A 24231-nucleotide genomic window follows, 5' to 3' on the forward strand; every position below is an offset into this window, starting at 1 on the left:
GGTAATTGCCTACGTCTAATCGCCAATATGTATTGTTTACGCATTAAAGGTAAAGGGGATTCTCATTGCAGCTAGCCTATACTTACCCATTTTCCACTATTTTTTCATGGAAAAATTACAAGTGTTTTTAATAAAGGCTAGTCTGTTTGAATTGGGCGAAAATCAGTAGTCCTATTTTGCGATAGCTTTTGCGCATTGCCATCAACTCTTTAAGGGCAGGTTGTTGTAACACCAACGCAACTGAACAGTCAGCTTCTCCGTACAGACAAAGGCATTAAGATTTCTGCTAATACCTTTCAACGCTTTCTATACACTTAAGTCATATATATGCTTTTCGCAGCCAAGGCAAAAAAGTGGAATCACCCATTTAGTCCTAAACGGATTTTAGTGATTCGGCTTCAGGCCATTGGCGATGTCATCATTACGTTTCCGTTTGTACAACAACTTAAGGATCAGTACCCAAATACGCGCATTGACTTTTTAACCCGAGCCAATCAAGTCGATCTGGCTCGCCATATAACGGCTGTCAACAAGGTAATTACGTTTACAGATAGTCATCGTCGATGGCGTCAACTCGCCTGCACACTGCGTCTGTTACCCCAACTGCTTTTAAGGCGATACGACGCTGTTTTAGACTTACAGGCCAATACATTTTCGAAGATTATTAGTCGCAGTTTTGTGGGTAAAACCTTCACGGAATTTGAGCGATTTACGCCCTTTACTGCCGCCGAGCGCAACCTGAGAGCGATTCAGCAAACGGGGTTAATTAGTCATTTTAAACATCCTGTTTTAGTGCTTAAGGATAACAAGCTGGGCCTATCGATGCTCGCTGAACAGGGTTGGGATAGTCAAAAACAGTTAATTGTCCTGAATCCAGCAGGCGCTTTTGCCAGTCGTCATTGGGCGCCCGAAAACTATGTTCTATTTGCCCGACTCTGGTTGGCCAGCTATCCGAATGCTCAGTTTCTGGTGCTGGGTACTCCGAAAATCGCCGAGAAAGCCGTTTTTTTTAAACAGGAACTGGGTGACGCCTTGATTAATCTGGTCGGCCAAACAACGCTCTCAGAAGCCTTTACGATTCTGGCCAAAACGAGCCTTGTCATTTCCGAAGACTCCGGACTCATGCAGATGGCCTGGGCACTGAAACGACCAACAATTGCCTTGATTGGGTCAACCCATAAGTATCGGAGCGCGCAGGAAGGCACTCATATGGTTATTCTCAATTCGGACGATCTACCTTGTGGCAATTGTATGCAAGTCGATTGTTCTTTCGGCACAGTGCCGCCCTGCTTAAGTCGGTACGACCCCGCAATGATTGTGGAACTAGGTAAAAAACTACTTGCAACCCAATGGCCAGAAAACGAATTGCGGTACTGATTTACGGCGGAGTGGGTGTAGGCATAGGTTCTGAAGGTGTAGTCTGCCTGGTTAAACTCTGCGAAACTATTGCTAGGGATTACGACCTGACCGTGTTTTCGATGGTCCGGATTGACGACAATTACCAACCCAACGGATACCAGCTGATTGGCACACCCTTCAGCGAAAAACGCAGCACTTTAGTTCGGATGGCCTACATCGGCTTTAAGATGCTTCAGCAGCATCGGCAAAAAAAGTATTCCATTATACACGCTTTCTGGGCTTATCCGGCGGGTTTCTGGGCCATACAGTTGGCGAATTTCCTGCGACTTAAAACCATTGTAACATTTATGGGGGGCGAAGTAGCCAATCTATCTTCGATCAACTATGGCCTTTACCAGACCACGTTTAAGCGAAAACTGATTCAGCAAATTGCTCGGCACGCCAATGTTGTTGTAGCCTTAACTCAGCACCACTCTCGAAAAATCACCACTAAGCTCACTGTAAAGCAGCTGGTAGTCATCCCCTTTGGTGTAGATTTAGCGCAGTTTTCTATTGTTCCCAAACTCCTTAAGCCGCCTTATCGTTTTCTGTATGTGGGCAATTTAAATCGAGTCAAAGACATTCCGACGCTACTCCACACCTTTCAGAGAATTAGTCAACAGGTAGACGCACGTTTGGACTTGATTGGCCTGGATACCTTGCACGGAGAAATGCAGTTGTTAGCGAAGAAGCTAGGGTTGGCCGATACTGTTTATTTCCATGGCTACCAGCCCAATAACCAGCTTCAAGAATGGCTGGCGAAGACCCATATTCTATTGCATACATCCCTATGGGAATCGCAGGCGGTGGTGGTCAATGAAGCTATAGCGTCAGGCGTGGTGGTATGTGGTACCCGAGTAGGCCTGATTGCCGACCTTGAGGGAACCGCTACAATAGCTGCAGCAGTAGGCGATGCTAATGAGTTAGCGCAAAAAGTGCTTCAGTTAGTAGATGATCCTACTCATTATGAGGAGTTAAGAAAAAACGGCATTGCCTGGAGCAAACGTCATGATTGGAAAATCCAGTACCAATGCTATAGTGGCTTATATCAGATGTTAGCAGCGATTTAGCTATATTTTTACCGCAGAGATCACAAAATCCCCAGACCCTCTGCGACCTTTGTAAATGGCCCTAGCGTTCTTTGCGGTTAAAAAATAACTCCCATTCACTCCCTTTTTTTCCGAATAACAACCCAGGGAAACTGGCTCCGATTCTGTCTTAATAACCGTTGCCAGATGCTCGCTTTTCTATACTTATAAATCGGAGAATAAGGCGCTAATTCCTGAAATGTATGGTGGAAATAATAGTGTGCCATTTCCGGATGGCCCAACTGTTGGTAATAGGCCTGTGTTCGTTTACGGGCGCTTTCCACGTCCTGAGATTCATAAAAAGGACTATCCAGAATATGGATTTCGCCGGTCGGTGTTAACACATCAAACAGTACCGTTACGAGTTTTTCGATGGAAGGGAAATATTGGCAGGCAGCGTTCAGTACCACTCTGTCAAAACTTTCAGGGGTGAATAAGCCCGTCAAGATATCGCCATAGCAGAAAGTCAGTTTAGGGCTGCCAAAGAGCTTTTGTGCCTGCTGCAGTTCCGGCAGGTTCAGGTCCAGGCCTACCACATATACCTGAGGTAAGGCAGTCATTTTTGCTGAAAACCAGCCATTACCGCAGCCTAAATCCAGAATGCGCGTAGTAGTTTGGGACTGAGCTAAATCCAGGCAAAAACGATTGGCCGTTTGTTTTCGAAGTTGCCATTCCTGAGCATGTGGAGTGCCATCGGGTAAGTCAGGCAGTAGGTTAACTAAATCGTCACTCATCACCCGATCCTCTTTTGTTCGAACCTGCAGATAGGCTTCTTCGTGCGTACATTCAGGCATATAAGGCGAGAGCAAATAAACGCCTTCCATAGTAGGCGATTGTTCTATGCATTGATGAATAGCCATAGTACGCATTAAAGCATTGTAGCTCCTTCTGTTTCTGGTTGCCGGTATCGAAGCCAAAATCGTTGTAGCAGTTTAAGTTCAAGGGGAAAATGAAAGAAATTTGTTCGGTATCGAAGCTTCGAAAGAACCGAAATAGCTTTCCGCTGAAACGAACTTAACTTCACATCCTGTGCTGTCGGAAAACGGGCATTCAACACTACTTCAAAATTGCGAATCTTGTCGACCATTGACGCCCTCAGCCAGGGCGTAAGCGGATTTTTGCGAAGATCAAACCCTTTCCATTCCTGGGCCAGCCAATCCTCTAGCTTCTGCGGAAAAACAAACCCACTGGCCTTCACTTTCTCATATAAATCGCTGCCTTCGGTGAGCACCGGACTGTATACATACATGATGATTTCAGTAGCCGGATTCGCCTGTTTTACCTTTTTGATAAACTCAATGTCGTCATCAATCATGGCCATCACCTGCTGCTGCGTTTCGGCGGGGAAACCGAGTACGAACGAATACTCAGGAATGATATTAAACCGGCCCAGTCTCTCGGCAAAGCGAATCATCTGCGCTGCATTTTGTGTACCGCCTTTATCGATGGCTTTCAGCGTATCTTCATTACCTGTCTCGGCACCGAGGAAAATCATCCGGCAACCCGCCCGACTCATCAGGGCCAGTGTATCGTCCGAAAACTTGTCAAGGGTATCAATGCGTGCTTCGCCCCACCATTGAATACGGTCTTGTTCAATCAGTTCACAAAACGTCCGAACGCGCTTTTCGGAGACAAAGAAGTTATTATCGCAGAACTCAACTGAATCGACACCATAAGTATCTTTCAAATATTTGACATCCTGATACAGCCGTTCGGCCGATGAGCCTTTCCATCGTGCTTCAAAAATAGGCACAATGCCACAGAACGAACAGGTAAACGGGCAACCGAAGCTGCTATGATATAAGGTAGTCTTTCGTCCCAGATGCGTCTTTCCGAAATAAGACTGAATGGGATAAAATTTCTCGAGTTCATGATAAGGAAGCACAGGCAGTGAATCCATATCAATCGAGGTGATTTTATGGGTTTTGACCAGCGTCCCTTTATCGATAAAAATTAAGTTATTGATTCGACGCAGATCTTGCGTGTTTTCCAACGCATCCAGCAAAGCCGGAAACGCCAAATCACCGATCCCATTTACGATATAATCGACATACCCAGAATCCAGCGATACTTTGTATTGATTGGAGGCAAAATAACCGCCCCATATGGTTATGATATGCGGGTATTCTTCCCTTATTTTCTTCGTAAACGGAATAGCCTGGCGCAACTGCGGACCGGGCATAACTGTGCAGCCGAAATAGGCATATTCTCCCGTATCCAGATAATTTTTCAGTTTACTCCAGGGATCACTTTCGCGATTGCCATCCACCAAAACAAAGTCATATTTTCCATAAATAGACGCTGCCACTTGCAAAATAGACAGTGGAATTCTAGGCTTGTACTTAGTTACAAGTGGATTAAAAAGTATAACCTTCGTTCTGACTTTCATTACGATAACGTTTGAGTATCGATTGGCCCTGACAGATTACCTAAGCGGATAGTTTAATTAAATAATACATCTCGCCTTTTCTTTTCGGAGTTGCGTAGAGCTCCCACCGATAATTCCCTTCAATAGCTAATTGCTGGATTCTATCAATGTGACAATCTTCTGAAAGCACCATCATCGCATAGCCCGTATCGGTTAAGAAATAGGCTAGTTGAAGGAATAAATTTTTAAAATATAGATGATCAATACCGCAAAACCAGGCTTTTTCAGCATCATTTTTCGGGTCTCTAGGATAGTAGGGAGGATTAATGAGGATTATATCAAACAATCGGCCGCTAAGCTTGGCAAACAAATCCGAATGAACGATATCAATATTTACTGAGTTTATCTGTGCATTATCTTTAATTGCAGTACACGCTAATGGATTAATATCTGAAGCTGTGACATTGGCTCCTTTCTGTGCCATCGCAATAGATAATAGTCCAGATCCAGCCCCTAATTCAAGCGCCTTTAGCCCTCCTATTAATTGGGTAGCAGTAAATTCCAGTAAAAGAAGCGTACTTGAAAATAAGGTCGGATGAAATACGCCAGGCGGAATTTTTAGCTGAATAGTACCAACTGTTACTTTTCTCTCTTTGGACAAATAATATCGGGTAATGGGTATGAGCACCCATTTTCCAAACGTTTTTCGCGTACGCTTTATAATATCCATCCGTTTACATTTTATTTACAATAGAGCGCAGCCTCTTATGATAATTATGATTTAATCAGTGTTAATCATAATTATCTGCGTTCTATTTATGCAGTACGTTTCTTCAATGTGATCGTATAATAATCACCAATCCTATTGAACGGGTAAAAACGATTAAAGCTATTTTCTGCTCTTTTCAGAAAATCCCACAACATTGGGTATCGCTCAGGAAAAGTCTCCATGTACGAAGGTGGAACAATGGTACATATTCCTTCTAATTCAATCAATTCAAATTCTTCTTTTAAGTGCTCAATAATATACGAAGGTTGATAATACCAACATAAAAAATGAATGCCATCAATATGTGCTTTAGCTCCTTTCTTAGCAAACAGTCGACGAAAAGCTACTTTAAAATATCCTCTAAATACATGTAAAAATTCCCATAGGCAAAAAGGTGGCATAATCGTTAGCGTTACAACTCCACCTGATTTTACTAGAGTACTAAACGAGTGTAATACTTTATCAAGTTGATTTGTACAGTTCAGCCCACCAAAATTTGAAAAAATAGCATCATAAGGCCCACTTTTTGTCAGGTTCTCTAAAGCAAGAAAAGATGTTTGTTCATAGGTAACCGAATCTGATAGTTGAGCGGATATTATTTTCTGGCTTAGCTGACGTAGCATCCCCTCCGAAACATCAGTAGCATGTACATAATGTCCTTGACGTGCCAAATAAATAGAATCTTCCCCGGTACCAGCATTCAATTCTAAAATAGAGCTGCCTGATTTTAACTGTTTTTCAAAATGATTGCGAATTTTCATCCGCTTATATTGAACAATTTCATTATCACCATACGTCTGATCGAAAACAGTTGACTGTTTTGTAAATGCCATTTTAGCGGCTTCATTTTCGATGAGATGATTCAGCATAATTTCAAGCAATTCATTTATTATTTAAAGCCATAACCAGATACCCTTCCATCAGTTTTCGTTCAGATGCAAACAGATTAAAACTTTGTTCAAAAATCTGGGTTCTTTTCATTAAAAACATTTTTCCGTAAAGATTACCCAATGTGGTAAACAGATGAGAAAGTTTCTCATTGATTTTCTCCTTCACTTGAATCCTATTTAATACATCTACTTTTTCAATTTTTAGAACCGTAAAATGATGTTTTTCCAACAACGCTTTCCAATCGTTCAGATACGGATAATCCGTGCTTGCCTGAGGAAGGCCAAATTGTTCAATAGCAGATATATTGAATGCCGTGGCTTCTATCATATCGGTACTCATTAGCCAAATGGTTTCATTAAAAATCAATTTACCAGCAGGCTTTAATAAGCGACTAAATTGAGCTATCAGTTCACATAATGTCGGGCCATTTTGTATGCCCAAAACTGACTCAACATAGACCTTATCGAAAGAGTTATCCGCGAAATCATTCAGTTGGTTTTGACCGATTCTCTTAATAGTGGCTCGGTCTTTAAGCAAGCAAAAAGCCAATCGTTTCGAAGCTTTCTTAATCATTATCTTAGACTTGTCGACAGCCCAAAAAGTTGTCTGCCTATATCGAGATACAACTTTGACCAACGTGCCACCTGTCCCAACACCAAACTCTAAAATCTGCTCTTCTGGCTGACAATCAAGCCACTGGATCAGGTGTTCAGTCGCTAGCTCACCTTTTGCGTGGAGATAAGGTTTATTCTGTTGAGCCAGATAGTCCAGATATCGCATCATCGTCTTTGGTCTAAGGTAGAAGTAGCTTCACTCCCTGAAAGCTCAGCCGCTCACGTGCCCATAAGTATGGTAGCTTCAGCAAGGCCTTTGCAGAGCTCTTTTGCCAACCTCTAACTGCTTTCTCTTTCCGATAAACCCGATGCGTGTATTCGTGCAAGCGTCGATAGAATTTGGCTGAGAATGTTGCTTTATAAAGCATAGCCAAATCATCAGAATCTTCCCAATTTTGCTTACGTTGAAGTTGCGCTTTTACTTTCTCGTAAAACCCAGTTCCTGGCAATGGATACGAGACGGAAATACCTATATCATCAGGTAAGAGCCGTTTCACCATAGTCAGGGTCTTTTGGATATCCTCCCACTGTTCGCCTAAATAACCATATTGTAAAAAGAAAGCTACTTTAACTCCTCTCTGCTGCAAACCTTGTGTAGCTTGTTCTATTTCAGCAATGGTAATGCCCTTATCCATAGCATCCAGAATCTTTTGCGAACCGCTCTCCGCTCCTATCCAAACTTCATCAAGGCCCACATCGATTAAATCCTGAATCGTATCTTCTTTTACTAACAAATCCGCTCTCGACTGAATTTTCAGCTTAAGATTCAGCTTTCTCTCCTTAATAATTTGCCTGAACTCCTTTACCCAACCAGGTTTTAGTCCAAAAATATCGTCACATACCCAAAAATGAGAGGCTCCCTGGCTAACCAGATAGCTCAATTCATCGGCCACTTTTTGCGGAGATCGGGAATTGTAGCGCTTACCATAGATGGGTTTTGCACACCAGTTACATTTAAAAGGGCAACCTCGTGTAGTAGCAATATTCAGAGAGAAATAGCCATGCGATTGCTGCCAGATTTTTTCATAATCACTAAGCCGTACGAGATCCCAAGCTGGCGTTGGGTATTCATCCAGAGCAGGCAAACTGGCTCCTTTAGGAATATGCACAACATACTGATCTTTCATAAAGGCCACTCCTTTCAGTTCGCCAAGATTAGCTAAATCTCTGCCTAAAACTGTTTGAAGCATTTGCTCTGATTCACCTAATAAAACAACATCAGCACCAGCCTGAAGGTATTTTTCATAATGATCCGTAGCGTCAGAACTGTTAACAATTATCTGGCAGCCAGCAGCTTTCCCGTATCGAATCAAATCGAAACAAGCCTCTCGCATAACCGTGAGGCACATTTTACTGAGGTAATTAAAATTATCATCAAAAATGACCAGATAATCTGGCTTTGTATTCGTAAGATAAGGATCAATCTCGGCCGTTGACTTCGCTAAGTTTGTATCGAAAAGAGAAACGTCGTAGCCCGCTTTACGCAATATGGCAGCAGCCAGAATCGTCCCATAAGGAGGATATGGTTTCTGTGCTTTCCATTGCTTTTTGTCAAAGCGATAGAAATAGGTGTTAGTCAGTAATACCTTCCTTTTCATTTGCTATTAAACTATGCAATCTCACTAATACCTTGCGTGTAACTATTCATAATTTTAGGGTATTTAGCAAGAATATGAGACTTGGCTACATGTCTTTGCAGGTCTATGTAATAATTAGGTTGCTCGAAAAGTATGGGGTTAAATTTCCTCTTCCTTTTTTTTATAGAATAATCTAACAACCACTTATCCATCTTTTCTCCCAAATCATTATTAAAACATTTTTCTAACACCTTCTGAATAAATGACTGTTTTTTTGTAACATCCTTATCTGGCAAGAGTGAAAATCTTGGAAAAAAATCAGCTGCCCACGAGTTTTCTAAAGCCATTTCTTTATAGTATTTATAACCAAATAGAGGCACTAATGTCTTAAGCTCGATAGCTGTATATAAACTACGTTCATCGATAGACAAATGCTTACTATCAATCAAATAATTATAGCAGAAAAACTTAGATTGATTCAGCAAAAAGAATCGTCTGAAACAGCTACAAAAAAAATTAACAATCCATAATCGCTTAGGTTCAGTAATTATAAAAAAATCAATATCACTATCAGGGTCCACACAGTCTTTAGAGATAGACCCCGATAGGAATACAGCACGGATATAAGGGAAATTAATTATAATTCGAGTAACAATTCGAGCTATTTTCATATATTTCAGTGCTCTATTGTTACGATTTTTTCGCCTTTCAATGATTGTTTTATCATTACGTAAACAATAGAAATTGTCTATCAAAAAAATCTTTCTTTCCCTAACAAGTTCTGAAAGACATACGACTAATTCATCAGCCTCTATTTTACCTCGTTCGAAAATTTCTTTCTCAGAGAGAGGATATTGAAAAATATGAGAATAAACAAGAATATTTAACGTATCTCGTTTCTTAACTTCCCAATTAAGTGGATTGGACCTAGCTGTTACCATTGTGAATTCACTAGCCAATAGGTTGAGTATTTATACCAGTTGATTAAAAAAACAGAAAATACAATCCATTGCCCTCATAAAAAGGGTTGCCTACTACAATCAGTCCGTGAACTATTTTCTATTTTTATAGAAGCAATACGGAAGCTTATTTAGAAGGGTTGCGCAACCCTTAAATTTTCTTTTCAGAAAGCGCATCTACTCGGATATGATTATGCCCACGAGCCAATAAAAAAAGCCACTTAGAGTGGCTTTTTTTATTGGCTCGTGGGCTACCCTTGTAGAACATTTTTTACTAGCAGAACAACAGTTTAATTCTTTTTTAATACCACAGGCTACTGCGAAAAATTACATACCACTGAATACCAACAATATAACAAAATAACCAAAGCCGTCCTGCCTAAATTATGGTTAATCCAATTTTAAGTTCGTTGATTTAGATGTAGAACCAACCTTAACGCCCCAGCCAGTCTTTAAACTCCGACATACGGCTCATGCTGACAAATACCTCTAAGCGGGCGGGTGGCAGCAAATCCAGCTTTAGTTTCCCTGCCGAAAAGGCGTGAATGGTTTGAATTGCCGATCGCGCGACGAGAAATTGTCTGTTGACGCGGAAGAATTGATTGGGGTCTAGCATGCCTGCCAGCTGGTCAAGACTATATTCGAGTGGCAGAAAATGGCCGTCTTTGTTCACGAGAAAGGTGGCCTTTTCTTCCGAAAAAAAGTAGGCTGTGCTCGTCACCTCCACGCTATGAATTTTCGTCCCAATGCTAATCATAAATCGCTCTCGAAACCGGCTTTCCTGCGGTTTTTGCATCATCTGAAAAAGCGCGCTCAAGTCCGAAAGCTCCGGCTTCGATCGAATCGTTTTGAACTTCTCGAGAGCAGCCACCAATTCGTCGTAATCAACTGGTTTGAGCAGATAGTCGATGCTGTTTACCTTGAAGGCCTTGATCATGTACTCCTCGTAGGCCGTCGTGAAAATAATGGGCAGCGTTAAGGTTAGTTGCTCGAAAAGCCGGAAAACGAGCCCGTCTTCGAGGTGAATGTCCATGAATGCCAAATCGGGTGCTGGGTGCGTGCTGAACCACTCAACCGCATCTTTTACCGATGGCAATTGTGTCAGAATATGAATGGTGGGATCATATTTTTTCAGCATACGCTCCAGTTGGCGCGCATTGCGATCTTCATCTTCAATAATGACGACGTTCATGATAAAAGGGGAATTTCAACAACAAACGATTGATCTTGCCGACCATGCGATACCGGTCTGGGTGTTAGCAGCGCATAGCGATTGATTATATTTTTCAAGCCGATACCAGTCGAGAAATCAGGCTGATTGCGCGGTAACCAGGGGTTCTCTACCACCAGCACATCGCCTTTGCAATAGATACGCACCTGCAATGGCTCGGTTATCGACATCCGATTATGCTTCACTGCATTTTCGACCAACAGTTGAAGCGATAAGGGGGCAATTTTATACTGTTCTTCCTCCGCTGGCGTAATCTCAATCAGCACATCGAACTTGTTTTCGAAACGAATCTGGAGCAGAAATGTATAGGCTCTGATAAACTCTATTTCGGTTTTCAGAGCAACTAGTTCCTGATCCCGTTGCTCAAGAATGTAGCGATACACTTTGGAGAGTTGCTTGATAAACTTTTCGGACAGATCGGCATCCTCATGCACCATCGACGTAAGAATACTCAGGCTGTTGAACAGAAAATGCGGGCTCAGTTGATGTTTCAGGGCTTCGACCTGACTCAGCGCAGCTTCTTTTTCCGACCGTTCGGCGCGGAGCTGCACATCTTTTAACTGCTGGTACGATCGTGAAATAAGTGTCAGATAAAAGGCCGATAACATGATAACCAGGTTAAACACATTGTTTACCCGATGCAGATAAGCAAACACTTCGGGCGTAAACGGCTGGGATTTCTCTGAGTGTTGGGGAATCAGCCCAACGTAAAAAATTAGCTTAAATAACCCAGTGATGATCAGCTGAAAAACCAGAGCGTACAACACAGCCAATCCTAGCGAAATAAGCATGGTCAATATCAGTGCCCGCCAGTTGAAATCGAGCAAAAACTCCTCGCCAAATCGTTGAAATAGTTGATTTTGAATCCAGTCCGTAGCCGAAATCCAGATGAAGTATAAACCCAGTGCAATCAGGAAAATAGCAGCTATAAATGGTAGTAATTCGACCACCTTGCCCAGACTCCGAACCGATTCGGGCAGGTTGATATAGAGCGTAAGGGGTGAATACAGAAACAGCAGCCGAATGGCTAATTGCCATCTTTGCCGGTACGTTAGCTTTGCGACCATAATTGATTAGTAAAAAGAAAACTAGGCCAACTGGCTACTTCTTCGCCACGTTTCTCTTCCTATTTACAATAAACACAAATTAGCCCTAGGCAGACATCGGTCGATGCTTGTTTCTGTCCAGGGCTAATTATTTATATTACCTTATTTCCTATCGATGCGTGGCAATGATTAATCCTGAACAACAAAGCTCTCATTCGGATTGGGTTGCACAACAAACGTCTTCGTCTGCGTTTGCGAACCCGTTGCCAGGGATAATCGATACGTACCATAACTTAGGTTAGACAGGTCGAACTGCTGACTCAACCCTTTTTGCAATGCTACGTTTGATGTGTATACCGGCTGACCGTTAGCATCCAGAATGGTAACCTGACCTTTTGTTTGCAAAGGCTGAACATAAAGTTTGATTTTATGCTCAGGAGTCATTATTACATGCGTCTGAGGAGCTGAAGGCTGAGCAACAGGTTGATTAGCGAACGATGCTGAACTGGCTACCAGTCCTGCAATCAGAAGAAGAATCTTTTTCATGATTTGTCTATTGTTTACGTGTTTTTGTTTGACGAATCAAAAGTAGATTCAACCCTGAAGTCCTGAAAATCAAAGCTTCCGAACATCGACATTCGCCGGATGAGTGAAGGTTTTAAGGGGATGAATAAAAATGGACACTCGTTTAATTTCCCGAACCAGTTAAGGTATATAAGGCTTACCAACCACCAGCTTATCGCCAGAAAAGTCTACCTCTATCAGGTGAGGAACCCGTACTGTACGACCATTGCTCTTTCTATGACTGTGAAGCGACATTAACCACTTGCCATCCAGTGTTTGAAACAACATGCCATGCCCATAATTCGGCGGAGTTATCGGATTGGCTTCCTGTATCCAGGGGCCATCCAGCGTGCCACTTTTCGAGTAAGCAACACCCTGAGTATACACATCGTAGATCCAGCTGGTCCAGATCATGCCCAGCCTGCCGGAGCCTGTCTTGAATAAATAAGGCCCATCCGTTACTTTATTCGGACCAACTTTATCATTCACTTTCTCGCGACTCCACGGGCTGTCACTCGCCCGAAAAAGCAGCTTCCCCTCGCCTATCGACCCACTTAAATCGGGTTTCAACTCTATCTTTTCAATAGTTCCATTCAGATTTTGCAGCCACTCATAACAATAAACCATATAAGGCTTTCCATCTTTATCTATCCAGAAAGTACCGTCTAACGTAGGCTTATCGGCGGGCAGGTAGGTGGCATCCTGCATGGGAACATAAGGCCCCTCGGCTTTGTCGCTGACTAAAACGTGGCTGGCACGGCGTTCGATAATATTCTCACCGACTGTATCAATTTTTACGTCCCGGTTCGTGAAGGTGGCAAAATAATAGTACTTGCCTTTGTATTGATGCAGTTCGGCGGCCCAGATCATAGGATTCTTTCCCATCCAGGAATTCGGATCTGTTTTGACAATGACGACCGGGCCTGCCCATTTTTTCAGGTCTTTACTTTTCCACAACAGCCCACCTGTCCCGGTCATGTAGTAGGTTGAGGTAGCCTTGTCGGCCAAAATAAACGGATCGCTTAGGCGAATAGAATCCAGAGGCACATCTTCCTTAAATACTGGCACTCGGTTTTGCGAAAAAGTCGAGGTCACGGTAATTACCATCAATACCGCCAGTAGGAACGCTTTAGTACGCATTGTATATCGATCTGCTATGCTCATTAAACTACTAATACCAGATGTTATCCTTTCAACTAGTGTAAGTGACGATCGTCATGATACTACTTTGGTCACATGAAATTTAAATTCTTAACAGATTTACTTTCCATTAAACCTACAGGCCAATTCTAACTCTAAGCGGTATTATGCAGTTACATAGTAGTGAGTCTCCAATTTAAACGTAGCCGACTATACCAATACGCTTAAGCTGGAATCCTTTCAACAAGTGATACCTTAATTCTAAATCGTTATGAAAACCATCCTTAAAAGTCTGCTTTTCTCCGGTTTACTTTTGTGTTCAATTGTCTATGCGGATGCACAGGTCTATGTACGCCGGCCTATGCCACCCAGAACTCGTGTCGTTATCGCGCGCCCACCTATGCAATATCATCGTCAGGCATGGGTTGCTCGGCCTTACCGTCCAAATTACCGCTATCGGGCTGGCTACTGGGCACCTCGACACCGTGCCGTTTGGGTACCTGGCTATTGGGTACACCGACGTCGGGGCAATGTCTGGGTTAATGGCTATTGGCGATAAGAAAATAGTATAAATGAAGAGGGGTCAGGTTTGAAAACCTGACCCCTCTTTGGTTTTAGGGATGATTTGGCAAATCAACCGTTTTCGATTCGTGACGGGCTAACTCTTTTCGAGCGCGTCGACTGTGAATGAGTTCGTAAGTGACGGGCAGAATCAGGAGCGACAGCACCGTACAGGTCATCAGTCCCCCAATCATAACCGTAGCCAATGGTTTCTGGGTTTCGGAGCCAATCCCGGTCGATAAGGCTGCGGGTAAAAGCCCTAACGAGGCCATGAGAGCCGTCATCACCACCGGTCGAACCCGTGTGAGCGCCCCCTCCCGAATGGCTTCGCTGATAGGCAGTTTATTATGCAGGTTTTCCTTAAACCGGTTGATCAGAATAACCCCATCCTGCACCGATACACCAAACAGACAGATGAATCCTACCCCCGCCGAGATACTAAAATTGATGCCCGTGATCCAGAGGGCCAGCATACCGCCAATCAATGCAAACGGTACATTCAGGATAATCAACGTGGCATCGAGTGCACTACCGAACGTAAACAGCAGAATCAGGAAGATGATGGTAATACTGATGGGGACAACAATCGCTAATTGTCTCTCAGCACGGGTCTGGTTTTCGAACTCCCCCGCCCAACGCATCTGGAATCCCTGCGGTAATTTAATCTGATCTGCCACCTGTTTTTGGGCATCGGCAATCGTGCTGCCCAAATCGCGATCACGAACGGAGAATTTGATAGCAATAAACCGGGCGTTGTTTTCCCGATAGACAAAGGCTGGTCCTGAGCGTGTACCAATATCGGCCAATTCCTTAAGCGGAATTTTACTACCCGAACGCGTGGGAACCATCAAGTTTTCAATCAGTTCTGGTGAATATCGGAACCGTTCATCGTACCGAACCTTAATATCGAAATGGCGCTCGCCTTCGTAGAACTGCGTCACGGCTTTACCACCAATCGCCGTTTCAATAACCGACTGGGCAACATCGGTGGGAACGTTATACAAAGCCAGTTTCTGCGGATCGAGTTGAATCCGAAACTCCGGTTGCCCCAGATTTCGAAACACGCCCAGATCGCTTACGCCAGGCACTTTTTTCATGACGTTAAAGACTTTGGTGGCTTCTTTGTCCAGCACGTCCAGATCCTGACCCACAATTTTAATGGCCATCGAGCCTTTTACCCCCGATACAGCTTCTTCTACGTTGTCGGAAATAGGCTGCGAAAAGTTGAAGGAAATCCCCTTAAATCGAGCCAGTTTCTTCTGCATCTGCTCAACAAGTTCATCCTTAGTGATGTCTCGCTTCCACTCTTCTTTCGGGTAGAGATCAACGAAAAATTCGTTGTTGAAAAAGCCCGTTGGATCGGTACCGTCGTTCGGGCGGCCGGTTTGCGAAATAACGCCCCGCACCTCAGGAAACTCCTCAAAAATTGCCCGAAACTTGCGGGTGTAGGTATAGCTTTCGTCTAAGGCAACCGAGTAAGGCAAACTCGCCCGTACGTAAATAGAGCCTTCGTTCAACTGCGGCAGGAATTCCGAACCAATGTGAAACAGGAACAGATAAACCGATAAGCCAAGCGAACCAAGCGCAATACCCATGATGGAAGCGGGCTGACGAATGGCCCAGTTCAAGGCGGGCACATAGGCTCTTTCCAGCCCATTAACCACCGGGTTGTGCCGTTCACGCACCTGTTTGTTCAGTAACAAACTACACAGCAACGGAATCAGCGTAAGACTCACAATCAGCGAACCCGTCAGGGCAAAGCCAATGGTCCAGGCCAGGGGACTGAACAACTTTCCTTCTACCTTTTGGAAGGTAAAAATGGGCAGTAAAGCGGTAATGATGATAATCTTCGAGGTGAAGATGGATTTACCTAACTCGGTGGCATTCTGGGCAATCCAGCTCAATTTGGAACGACGATTGAATTTCATCATGCCCATTTGCTCCGCTCGATGGGCCAGCATCACAAACAACCCTTCGACCATTACCACCGCTCCATCGATGATGATACCAAAATCCAACGCCCCGATACTGAGCAGGTTAGCCGTCATGCCTTTCAGACGCAGGCAGATAAAGGCAAACAATAAGGCCAATGGAATCACAATCGCCACGGTAAGCGTAGTACGCCAGTCGGCCAGGAAGATCAACAGGATGAGCGTGACCAGGAAAATACCCGTCAGTACGTTTTCGCCGACCGTGTGCAGGGTATAATTATTGAGCGTTGTCCGGTCGTAGAACGTCTTGATTTTGACGTCTTTGGGCAGAATACTGTTGTTTAGCTCATCGATCTTCGCCTTCAACGCCGGAATTACATCGTTCGGGTTTTCGCCCTTACGCATCACCACGATACACTCCACCACATCGTCCTGTTTATCGCGACCAACGATCCCCAATCGAGGTTGGAATCCTTCTTTGACCGTGGCGACATCCCGTACTTTAATGGGCACACCTTTCACGTTATCAATGATAATGCCGGCCACATCTTCGGGTTTGGTCAGCAAGCCAATACCTCGAACAACCAGCGATTGGTTGCCCTGCTTAATGACATCGCCACCTACGTTTATATTGCTTGACTGAATCGCCTGATCGACATCGATTGCGGTGAAGCCGTAGTTCGCTAGTAGGATTGGGTTCAGATCGACTTCAATCGTTTTTACCTTACCTCCAAAACTCACCACATCGGCAATGCCCGCTACACTCTTGATCTGCCGCTCAATAACCCAGTCCTGAATCGTCTTGAGTTCGGTAATGTCTTTGGTTTTACTCTCCAGCGTAAAGCGGTAAATCTCACCCGTAGGGCCATACGGCGGCTCAACTTCGGCACTGACGCCATCGGGCAGGTCAACGCTGGCAATCCGGTTGGCGACATTGGTTTGAGCCGTAAAATTGTCGACCCCATCTTCGAAAATCATAGTCACCACCGACAGACCAAACAACGATACAGATCGCAGCGTACTCTTGCGGGGCACCGAGTTCAGTTCGGTTTCGAGCGGTAACGTAACAAAACGTTCCACCTCTTCCGCTGACCGACCGGGCCATTGTGTAATCACAATAACGTTGGTATTCGTAACGTCAGGGAAGGTTTCGACGGGCGTATTCAGAAAGGCGACCACGCCCCCAACGATGATGATCGCAATGCCAAAAAATACGGCAAACCGATTCGTCAGTGCGAAGGTGATTATACTGCGAATGAATTTATTCATGGTGAGAATAATGTTGAATGAGTGAATGATAGAATGAATGAATAGTCCATCTGACACATTCTATCATTCACTCATTCAATCATTCACAATTAATTTAGTCCGTTAAATCATTGTATAACAATAAACTACCTTCGGTTACGACGATATCGCCGGGTTTGAGATTACCCCCTTCTATGAACGCATAGCGGGTTGTATTTTTCAATACCTTCACCTCCCGGACTTCGTATTTATCCTTGCCGGTTTGTAGAATCACGTAATAATGATCGCGGTCGAAAACCACGGCTTTCTGCGAAACAGCCAGCGATTTGGCGCCCTCGGCAGCACTCATATTTGGCAAGTGTACGTGAATGGTGGCAAACATATCCGGCTTCAGCAGACCATCCTGATTCGGGAGTACAATGCGGACTTTCAGGACGCGAGCCTGCTCATCGAGCACACTGCTGATATTGCTGATGACACCTTTAAAGGTCTTATCTGGATAGGCCAGCACCTGTAAATCAACAGGTTGCCCTTGTTTAATTTCCGGAATATCCTGCTCGTACACATTGGCCAGAACCCAGATTTGCTGAAGACTTGAAATGGTATACAGTGGATTCTGATTATCCGATCGAAGATCCTGACCCGTGTTAACATTTTTCTCTACGATGTAGCCAGCAATGGGTGCTTTAACCGAGAAGTAAGGCTGCCCCGTGCCAGACGTACTGCCCCCATAAACACGCAGAATATTGCCCGATTTGCTCAGTTCATCTTCCGCTTTTTTAACGTTATTCTTGGCCGTCAGGAAATCCGTTTCCGAAGCAAATCCCGATTTATACTGTGCCGATACGTTTTTCAGTTGCTGTTGAGCAACTTCCAAATCGGACTTATCAGCTTGGTAATCATTTGTATACGTAGAAATATCTCCCGATCGAATCAGCGCTAAATCCTGCCCTTTCTGAACATAAGCACCCAGCGAAGCAGTCGTTTTTTCGACGTTCCCGCTCACTAACGGGAACACGCGCACGACATTATCCTGATCGAAGGTAACCGTGCCGTTCAGAGTCAGTTCGTCTTCGGGATTCATCCGCCGAACCGAATCCGTGAGGTAACTACTGCTCGAATCAGCACTTGATGTGGGGGCTTTTTCAGTCTCCGTATTTTTATGACCGCACGCAGCCACAGCTAGCCCAAGGGCTACGATATACAGCACCTTTTTCATAAACTAAAAAAATCGTGTGTTGGTGGTATAATTCAGTAACTGCTGCGTGTTATAGAGGTTATTCAGCAGGTTAAGGTTATTCAATTGAGCCTGTTGGTAGGTCCGTATTTTATCCAGATAATCCAGCAGACCAATGGAACGTGAGTTATAGGCTTTGGTCGCTTCGACCGAAATATTCTGAATCCGATCCAGATAACCCGCTGGCCGGGCCGCCAGTTGGGCATAGTACGTATTGAGCTTATCGAAGGCGTTCAACACATCACTTTGCACCACAACCTGCTGATTTTCCAGGCCACTGGTTACACTTTTCAGCGTCGTTTCTGCCGATCGGATAGCGCCCTGATTTCGATTTCGAACGGGTAAGTCCATCGACAATTGAAAGCCTGTAAAGTTGCTATACGCATTCCCGTATCGCTCATAAAGCACACCCGTTGTTAAATCGGGGGTTCGCCGGGCTTTTTCCAGCGATAAACTACGCTCGGCATTGTTGATCTGTTCCTGCGATAAGCCAATATCGGGTCGATTGGTCTGAGCCGAATCGAGTGCTGTTGCCAAAGCTGGGAGTGTCGTTCTTAAGGGTGGCAACTCAGTAGGTAGTATGAACGATTTAGCTGATTGTCGTAACAATATGCGTAGGGTTGCCTGATCATCAGCAATTTGTGTCTGGTAATTAGCACTATTGGCTTGTAAGTCCCGAATCGCCACCTCCAGTCGGGTTACCTCATAGGGCGCTACGCCCCCGGATTGAAGCGCTATTCGGTACGATTCGAGCAATCGTTGCTGCCGACCTAGTTCATCCTCGAACAACTTCAGCCCCTGGAGGTCGTAGTATAAATTGGTGTAGGTTGTGTAGAGCTGATAATGCAGCGTTCGCATGATATCGCGAAAGGCCAGTCGGGCCAATGATTTGTTGCTTTCGGCCAGGGCTACCAGCTTGCTCCGCTTCCCTGCCAGTAAAATTACCTGTTGCAACTGAACAGCAAAATAGCCACTATTGTAGATACCCGCGTTCTGGTCGGCCTGAGAAGGGGTCTTAAAGGGCAAAATCTTGTGCGTATTCGGGTTATACAAATTGCCCTGAAACCACAGGTTCGGATTTGGACGTAAGCCAGCCTGCGTAATAGCCGCATCGGCAATATCGATCTGATACCGTTGCGCAAGCAATTGGAAATTACGCTCCACGAATAATTGTTCGAGTTGTGGCAGGCTTTGCCGAATTGTGTCAGCAACTGGCAACGTACTGGGGGGCGTGGAAGTTGGCTGGGCCACGACAGGCGAAATTATACCTAACCAACCCAGAAAAATACTGATGCGAAGAAAAGTGGGAAATCGAAAATGAGCCATAAGATAAACGCGGGATACTAAATTAATCCGGCTGATTGGTCGGCAAATAGCCACTCTACCGTTAAGGCGTTGTTAAAGCGTTATTAATTATTGCTTAAAAATAAGGGCAATCAGTTACGGCCAGTTATTTATCAACTTATCGGTATTAATACTTAATAGGTTAACTCAAATTTAAACGAGTTTTAATTCGCCTTTAAAACCGATTTAAAGTTGGACCAACACTTTTGGGGCCAAATAAACCCAATGGGTTATTGGCCTATGAAAATTTTACTGATTCAACAGGATTATACCTCTATCGACTTCCTCAATCGGATTTTAGTGGAACGAGAGTATATTATAAAAATCGCAACCGACGGGCTTACGGGTCTTACCATGGCTCTTCATGGGCGGTTTGATTTAATCTTACTGGATACCCAACTTCCCCATCTGGATGGCTTCGACCTCATTCGGCGGCTTCGGCAGGAGAACGATTCGACTCCGATTTTACTGTTCTCAACTCAAAGTACCCCGGCCGATAAAGCCAGAGGTTTATATGCAGGCGCCGACGATTATCTGGTGAGCCCCTGCGACCCAACTGAATTACTCGCCCGTATTTATGCATTGCATCGCCGACGAATCGGAGGGTTCAACTCGCCCACTATCCTCAGTGTCGATAATCTCCAGCTGAATGTAGCTGAGAAAGCCGCCTATCGTGCCAGCAAACGCATTAGCCTGACCGCACGGGAGTTCCAACTACTGTCTTTTCTGGTCGAAAATGCCGGGCGCGTTGTCACAAAAGCCCAAATTCTGGAGAAAGTGTGGGACAGTACTATGTCGTCGAACACGAACAAGGTAGAGGTATACATCAACTTTCTACGCAAAAAAATTGATCACGGATTTGACCATAAGCTCATTCATACCACTATGGGTTTGGGTTACCTTCTTAAATCAGGGGTATAAGTGAATGGGTAATGAATAATGTAAAATGGATAATGAATAATGGGTAATGAACTTCTAGCCACTAACTCATTATTCATTTTACATTATTCATTACCTATTATTCATTATCTATCATCTAAAAAACAAGCCCCTGATTCTGCTTATACTCTTCATGCAACACAACTCAAGAACGCACCATTGGTTTGGCCTGTTTTTTCTCTTGGTAACGGGAACCGCTCAGGCACAACAGGATAATAACAACAACTACCTCGACTCGCTCCAGAACTGGAGTTTGCATTTTCAGTTTACGACTATTGCCCAGGGACATACGGGTTTCAAAGGTGCCGGATATGATGGCCGGAATACACTCAGCGCCCAACCCGACACGGCTTTATCAGTTACCACAACCCTTTTTCTGGGCCGTCGTTTATGGAAAGGTGCGGCCGTTTATCTCAATCCAGAACTTGCCGGGGGGCGCGGTGTAGGGCATCGCAATAGCCAGTCTCCCTACGATGAAAGCTTGTATGCGCCCGCGGTTGGCATAGCGGGCTTCCCCAATGGCGAAACCTTTCGGATTGGGAGTGCCCGCCCAGCTCTCTATATCGCCCGTTTTTACATCGAACAGATTATTCGGCTCGATAAAAGTCCTACTAAGGAAGCCCAATCTGATGCGAATCAGGTAGAAGAACCTATTCCAGCATCCAGGCTGGTGATCACTGCCGGGAAATTCTCGATTGCCGATATCTTCGATAACAACGCCTACGCCCACGACCCCCGAAGTCAGTTTTTCAATTGGACGCTCATGAATATGGGAGCCTGGGATTATCCGGCCAATACACGCGGGTACACCTGGAGTTTAGCTACCGAATATATTAGGCCAACGTATGCGGTTCGGGTAGCGGCTTCGTTGATGCCTATTGTGGCAAATGGCAACGTGCTGGACTGGAATGTTGGAAAATCCAATGCGCTCACGCTTGAACTTGAACACAAATTCCAGGTGTTACGCAGGGCCGGAACCGTCCGGTTACTGGGATTTCGGAACGTTACAAAAGCACCCACCTATGCTTCCGCCACGCAATTACTACAGGCGGGCACCTACCCCACCGATCCTGCCTACATTCTTACGGGCACAAACTACGGTGGAGTCAAATACGGTTTCGGCCTGAATTTCGAGCAACCGCTTGGTGACGTTGGTGGTGTGTTTGGTCGAGCTAGCTGGAACAATGGGCAAACGGCTACCTGGGCCTTTACTGAAATAGACCGCAGCTTTTCGTTAGGCGCTTACATTGGTGGAACGCGCTGGCATCGGCAAAACGATGTGGTAGGAATAGCGTTAGCCCAAAATGGTATCTCGGCCGAACATATTGCGTTCTTAAATGCGGGAGGCTCAGGTTTTATGCTCGGCGATGGAAGTTTGCCAAATTATAAGCCCGAAAATAGCCTCGAAATGTTCTATAAAGCCCGTCTTGCTCACACACTTTATCTGACATTAGACTACCAGCTGGTTCAAAATCCGGGCTATAATGGTGATCGAGGACCAGTCAATTTGTTTGCCTTACGAACACACGTTGAGTTTTGATTGAGCTAGCTAGGTGCAGTAGCTTCGTTTGGCGTAGTCTGAGACTACGCCAGAGTGTTATCCGGTCTCCGACCGGTTTGATAAATTCCTATAATAACGATCCTTGGAGCAGTTGATCTATCCAATACGTATCTATTCTATTCATTTAAACGCCGGTCGGAGACCGGATAACGCGACTGCGTAGTCACAGACTACGCTGAACGGAGCAAACAGCTGACACCACAAAAAAGGCCGATTAGGCTAATATCGAATCCACAGAATCAATAGAAACGAGCATTAGTAACTCAAAAGCTGTTTTTCGGGTTTGTAGAGCATTATGCTTGCTGCTTGCTTACTCGCCTTTTCGTCGTTACTTACACTGCCCGACTCATTACCACCAACTGATTCGGTCCGGCCAAAGCCGCCTGCTCTAAAACCTGCTTTTAATCTCGATTTTCGGGATTCTTTTCTCGAACGTCAGCATATTAACGTATGGGGCGTTAATGCGGGATTTACCTATGGGCGCAAACGACATCAACTAACAATTGGGTATTACTGGTTAAATTATGCAACCTACCTCCGCCTGATCGACTGGCGACGGAGTGCTGCCCAACGAATCAACCTCAACTATTACACCCGCACTGATATGTGGTTTATCAGTTCGATGTATTGGTGGAATATGGTCAATAATAAACGTTGGCTAGTTAGTTTACCGGTAGAGCTGGGCGGTGGAGTTGCCTATGCTATACCGCTCAATTTGAGCCAGAATGTGCCAGTTGACCGATCTCGTCGAGATTTTTTTGTACCGCTCCAGGTCGGTGCTTATGGGCAATGGCGGGCCACTCGCTGGGTCGGTTTAAGTGCTCAGATCGGCTACCGGGTTTCGATCTTCCAAACCGCCATCGATCAGAATTTCAACGGAAGTTACTATAGCATTGGTGTTTCACTCTATCCAGCTTTCCTAACGGACGTTTGGCGGTGGATACGCAAAAAAGATCGAATTTCGCCCTTGCACCCGCCCGTACCTCGAAAACCATGAGTACCCGCAAAAAGCCGGTTTCGCCCAAACTCACGTTGCATGAAGTGATCATGCTTGTGTTATCGGTCTATATTGTCGTTGCCTTGCTTGTTCGGGAGTTAGTGCCTATGCACCAGCAAACCAGGCAGTTGCTCGATCAGATCGATACAGGCATCTGTATTTATTTTCTCTACGATTTCTTTCTCCGACTTTATCAGGCTCCGAACAAATGGGCGTTTCTGCAATGGGGCTGGATTGATTTGTTAGCCAGTATTCCAGCCCTCGACTGGTTTCGACTAGGCCAACTGGTTCGGGTAGTCCGGATTTTGCGAATGATTCGTTCGTTTCGTTCGATACGTAGTTTCCTGAATTATCTCTTCCGTAATCGAGCCAATGGGACGCTGGCCGTTGTACTGCTCAGTTCTATTTTACTGATGATTTTTGGCGCAGTAGCCATTCTTTACGCCGAACGTGTACCCGAAGCCAATATCAAAACCCCTTCCGACGCACTTTGGTGGGCATTCGTTACCATTACCACCGTTGGCTACGGCGACAAATTTCCCATCACAACCTTTGGGCGACTGATTGCCGCCGTTTTAATGATTGCCGGTGTTGGTCTGTTTGGTACGTTTACAGGGTACGTAGCTAACTTTTTTGTAGAAGACGATCAGGAACAAACCGATAGCGACGTAAAAATTCTCATCAATGAGGTGCGGCAACTTCGGAAGAAAATCGAGGAGTTAGAAAAGCGAAGAGATACATGATGTAGGATATATAATGTAAGATATA

General features: G+C 44.7%; 21 protein-coding genes. 7 read left to right on the forward strand and 14 right to left on the reverse strand.

The features are described 5' to 3' along the window. The first annotated feature begins 327 nt into the window (after positions 1–327). A complete protein-coding gene (locus tag H3H32_RS17535) occupies positions 328–1377 on the forward strand; it encodes a glycosyltransferase family 9 protein (RefSeq protein WP_182463960.1) in 1050 nt (349 codons plus the stop codon). Beyond that, positions 1350–2468 carry a glycosyltransferase family 4 protein gene (locus H3H32_RS17540; RefSeq protein WP_182463961.1) on the forward strand — a complete coding sequence of 373 codons (1119 nt, stop codon included), beginning with the start codon at positions 1350–1352 and terminating at the stop codon, positions 2466–2468. Before H3H32_RS17535 ends, H3H32_RS17540 begins: the two co-directional genes overlap by 28 nt. 95 nt (positions 2469–2563) lie before the next feature. On the opposite strand, the gene H3H32_RS17545 is transcribed toward H3H32_RS17540, so the two are convergent. The 11 genes from H3H32_RS17545 to H3H32_RS17595 all read right to left on the reverse strand — a co-directional run bounded on the left by H3H32_RS17545 (position 2564) and on the right by H3H32_RS17595 (position 13645). Continuing rightward, positions 2564–3346: a class I SAM-dependent methyltransferase gene (locus tag H3H32_RS17545; RefSeq protein ID WP_182463962.1), complete on the reverse strand. Its 783-nt coding sequence runs from the start codon at positions 3344–3346 to the stop codon at positions 2564–2566. An 8-nt stretch (positions 3347–3354) separates the two neighbouring features. Further along, positions 3355–4794: a B12-binding domain-containing radical SAM protein gene (locus tag H3H32_RS17550; protein WP_220472651.1), complete on the reverse strand. Its 1440-nt coding sequence runs from the start codon at positions 4792–4794 to the stop codon at positions 3355–3357. Between the two features lie 121 nt (positions 4795–4915). Then, complete coding sequence (locus tag H3H32_RS17555) at positions 4916–5584, reverse strand: methyltransferase (RefSeq protein ID WP_182463964.1); 669 nt, start codon at positions 5582–5584, stop codon at positions 4916–4918. Between the two features lie 86 nt (positions 5585–5670). Continuing rightward, positions 5671–6492 (reverse strand): class I SAM-dependent methyltransferase, encoded by an 822-nt coding sequence (locus H3H32_RS17560; protein WP_182463965.1) that lies wholly within the window; start codon positions 6490–6492, stop codon positions 5671–5673. 13 nt (positions 6493–6505) lie between these two features. After that, entirely contained in the window at positions 6506–7297 is a 792-nt protein-coding gene (locus H3H32_RS17565; protein WP_182463966.1) for a class I SAM-dependent methyltransferase, read from the reverse strand. Positions 7298–7307: 10 nt separating this feature from the next. Further along, positions 7308–8726 carry a B12-binding domain-containing radical SAM protein gene (locus tag H3H32_RS17570; RefSeq protein ID WP_182463967.1) on the reverse strand — a complete coding sequence of 473 codons (1419 nt, stop codon included), beginning with the start codon at positions 8724–8726 and terminating at the stop codon, positions 7308–7310. Positions 8727–8737: 11 nt separating this feature from the next. Beyond that, positions 8738–9664 carry a nucleotidyltransferase domain-containing protein gene (locus H3H32_RS17575; protein ID WP_182463968.1) on the reverse strand — a complete coding sequence of 309 codons (927 nt, stop codon included), beginning with the start codon at positions 9662–9664 and terminating at the stop codon, positions 8738–8740. Between the two features lie 433 nt (positions 9665–10097). After that, complete coding sequence (locus H3H32_RS17580) at positions 10098–10856, reverse strand: LytR/AlgR family response regulator transcription factor (RefSeq protein ID WP_182463969.1); 759 nt, start codon at positions 10854–10856, stop codon at positions 10098–10100. Beyond that, entirely contained in the window at positions 10853–11962 is a 1110-nt protein-coding gene (locus H3H32_RS17585; protein ID WP_182463970.1) for a sensor histidine kinase, read from the reverse strand. The genes H3H32_RS17580 and H3H32_RS17585 overlap by 4 nt, the downstream gene beginning before the upstream one ends. Positions 11963–12130: 168 nt before the next feature. Beyond that, a complete protein-coding gene (locus H3H32_RS17590) occupies positions 12131–12487 on the reverse strand; it encodes a T9SS type A sorting domain-containing protein (protein ID WP_182463971.1) in 357 nt (118 codons plus the stop codon). 159 nt (positions 12488–12646) lie between these two features. Further along, positions 12647–13645, reverse strand: coding sequence for a glycoside hydrolase family 43 protein (locus H3H32_RS17595; RefSeq protein WP_182463972.1), 999 nt, complete (start codon positions 13643–13645; stop codon positions 12647–12649). Between the two features lie 271 nt (positions 13646–13916). On the opposite strand from H3H32_RS17595, the gene H3H32_RS17600 reads away from it, so the two are divergent. After that, positions 13917–14204 carry a YXWGXW repeat-containing protein gene (locus H3H32_RS17600; RefSeq protein WP_182463973.1) on the forward strand — a complete coding sequence of 96 codons (288 nt, stop codon included), beginning with the start codon at positions 13917–13919 and terminating at the stop codon, positions 14202–14204. Positions 14205–14259: 55 nt separating this feature from the next. Here the strand turns inward: H3H32_RS17600 and H3H32_RS17605 are convergent, their stop codons facing one another. The 3 genes from H3H32_RS17605 to H3H32_RS17615 form a co-directional block, all read right to left on the reverse strand. After that, positions 14260–17406 carry an efflux RND transporter permease subunit gene (locus tag H3H32_RS17605; RefSeq protein WP_182463974.1) on the reverse strand — a complete coding sequence of 1049 codons (3147 nt, stop codon included), beginning with the start codon at positions 17404–17406 and terminating at the stop codon, positions 14260–14262. Positions 17407–17500: 94 nt separating this feature from the next. After that, entirely contained in the window at positions 17501–18604 is a 1104-nt protein-coding gene (locus H3H32_RS17610; protein ID WP_182463975.1) for an efflux RND transporter periplasmic adaptor subunit, read from the reverse strand. Positions 18605–18607: 3 nt separating this feature from the next. After that, a complete protein-coding gene (locus H3H32_RS17615; RefSeq protein WP_182463976.1) occupies positions 18608–19948 on the reverse strand; it encodes a TolC family protein in 1341 nt (446 codons plus the stop codon). A 258-nt stretch (positions 19949–20206) separates the two neighbouring features. Here H3H32_RS17615 and H3H32_RS17620 point away from each other — a divergent pair, with 258 nt between their 5' ends. The 4 genes from H3H32_RS17620 to H3H32_RS17635 all read left to right on the forward strand — a co-directional run bounded on the left by H3H32_RS17620 (position 20207) and on the right by H3H32_RS17635 (position 24206). Further along, positions 20207–20887: a response regulator transcription factor gene (locus H3H32_RS17620; protein WP_182463977.1), complete on the forward strand. Its 681-nt coding sequence runs from the start codon at positions 20207–20209 to the stop codon at positions 20885–20887. A gap of 151 nt (positions 20888–21038) precedes the next feature. Further along, complete coding sequence (locus H3H32_RS17625) at positions 21039–22445, forward strand: carbohydrate porin (RefSeq protein WP_182463978.1); 1407 nt, start codon at positions 21039–21041, stop codon at positions 22443–22445. 316 nt (positions 22446–22761) lie between these two features. Further along, positions 22762–23463, forward strand: coding sequence for a hypothetical protein (locus H3H32_RS17630; protein WP_182463979.1), 702 nt, complete (start codon positions 22762–22764; stop codon positions 23461–23463). Then, a complete protein-coding gene (locus H3H32_RS17635) occupies positions 23460–24206 on the forward strand; it encodes an ion transporter (RefSeq protein ID WP_182463980.1) in 747 nt (248 codons plus the stop codon). The genes H3H32_RS17630 and H3H32_RS17635 overlap by 4 nt, the downstream gene beginning before the upstream one ends. The last annotated feature ends 25 nt before the right edge of the window (positions 24207–24231 follow it).

This window comes from Spirosoma foliorum (assembly GCF_014117325.1).
Taxonomy (GTDB): domain Bacteria; phylum Bacteroidota; class Bacteroidia; order Cytophagales; family Spirosomataceae; genus Spirosoma; species Spirosoma foliorum.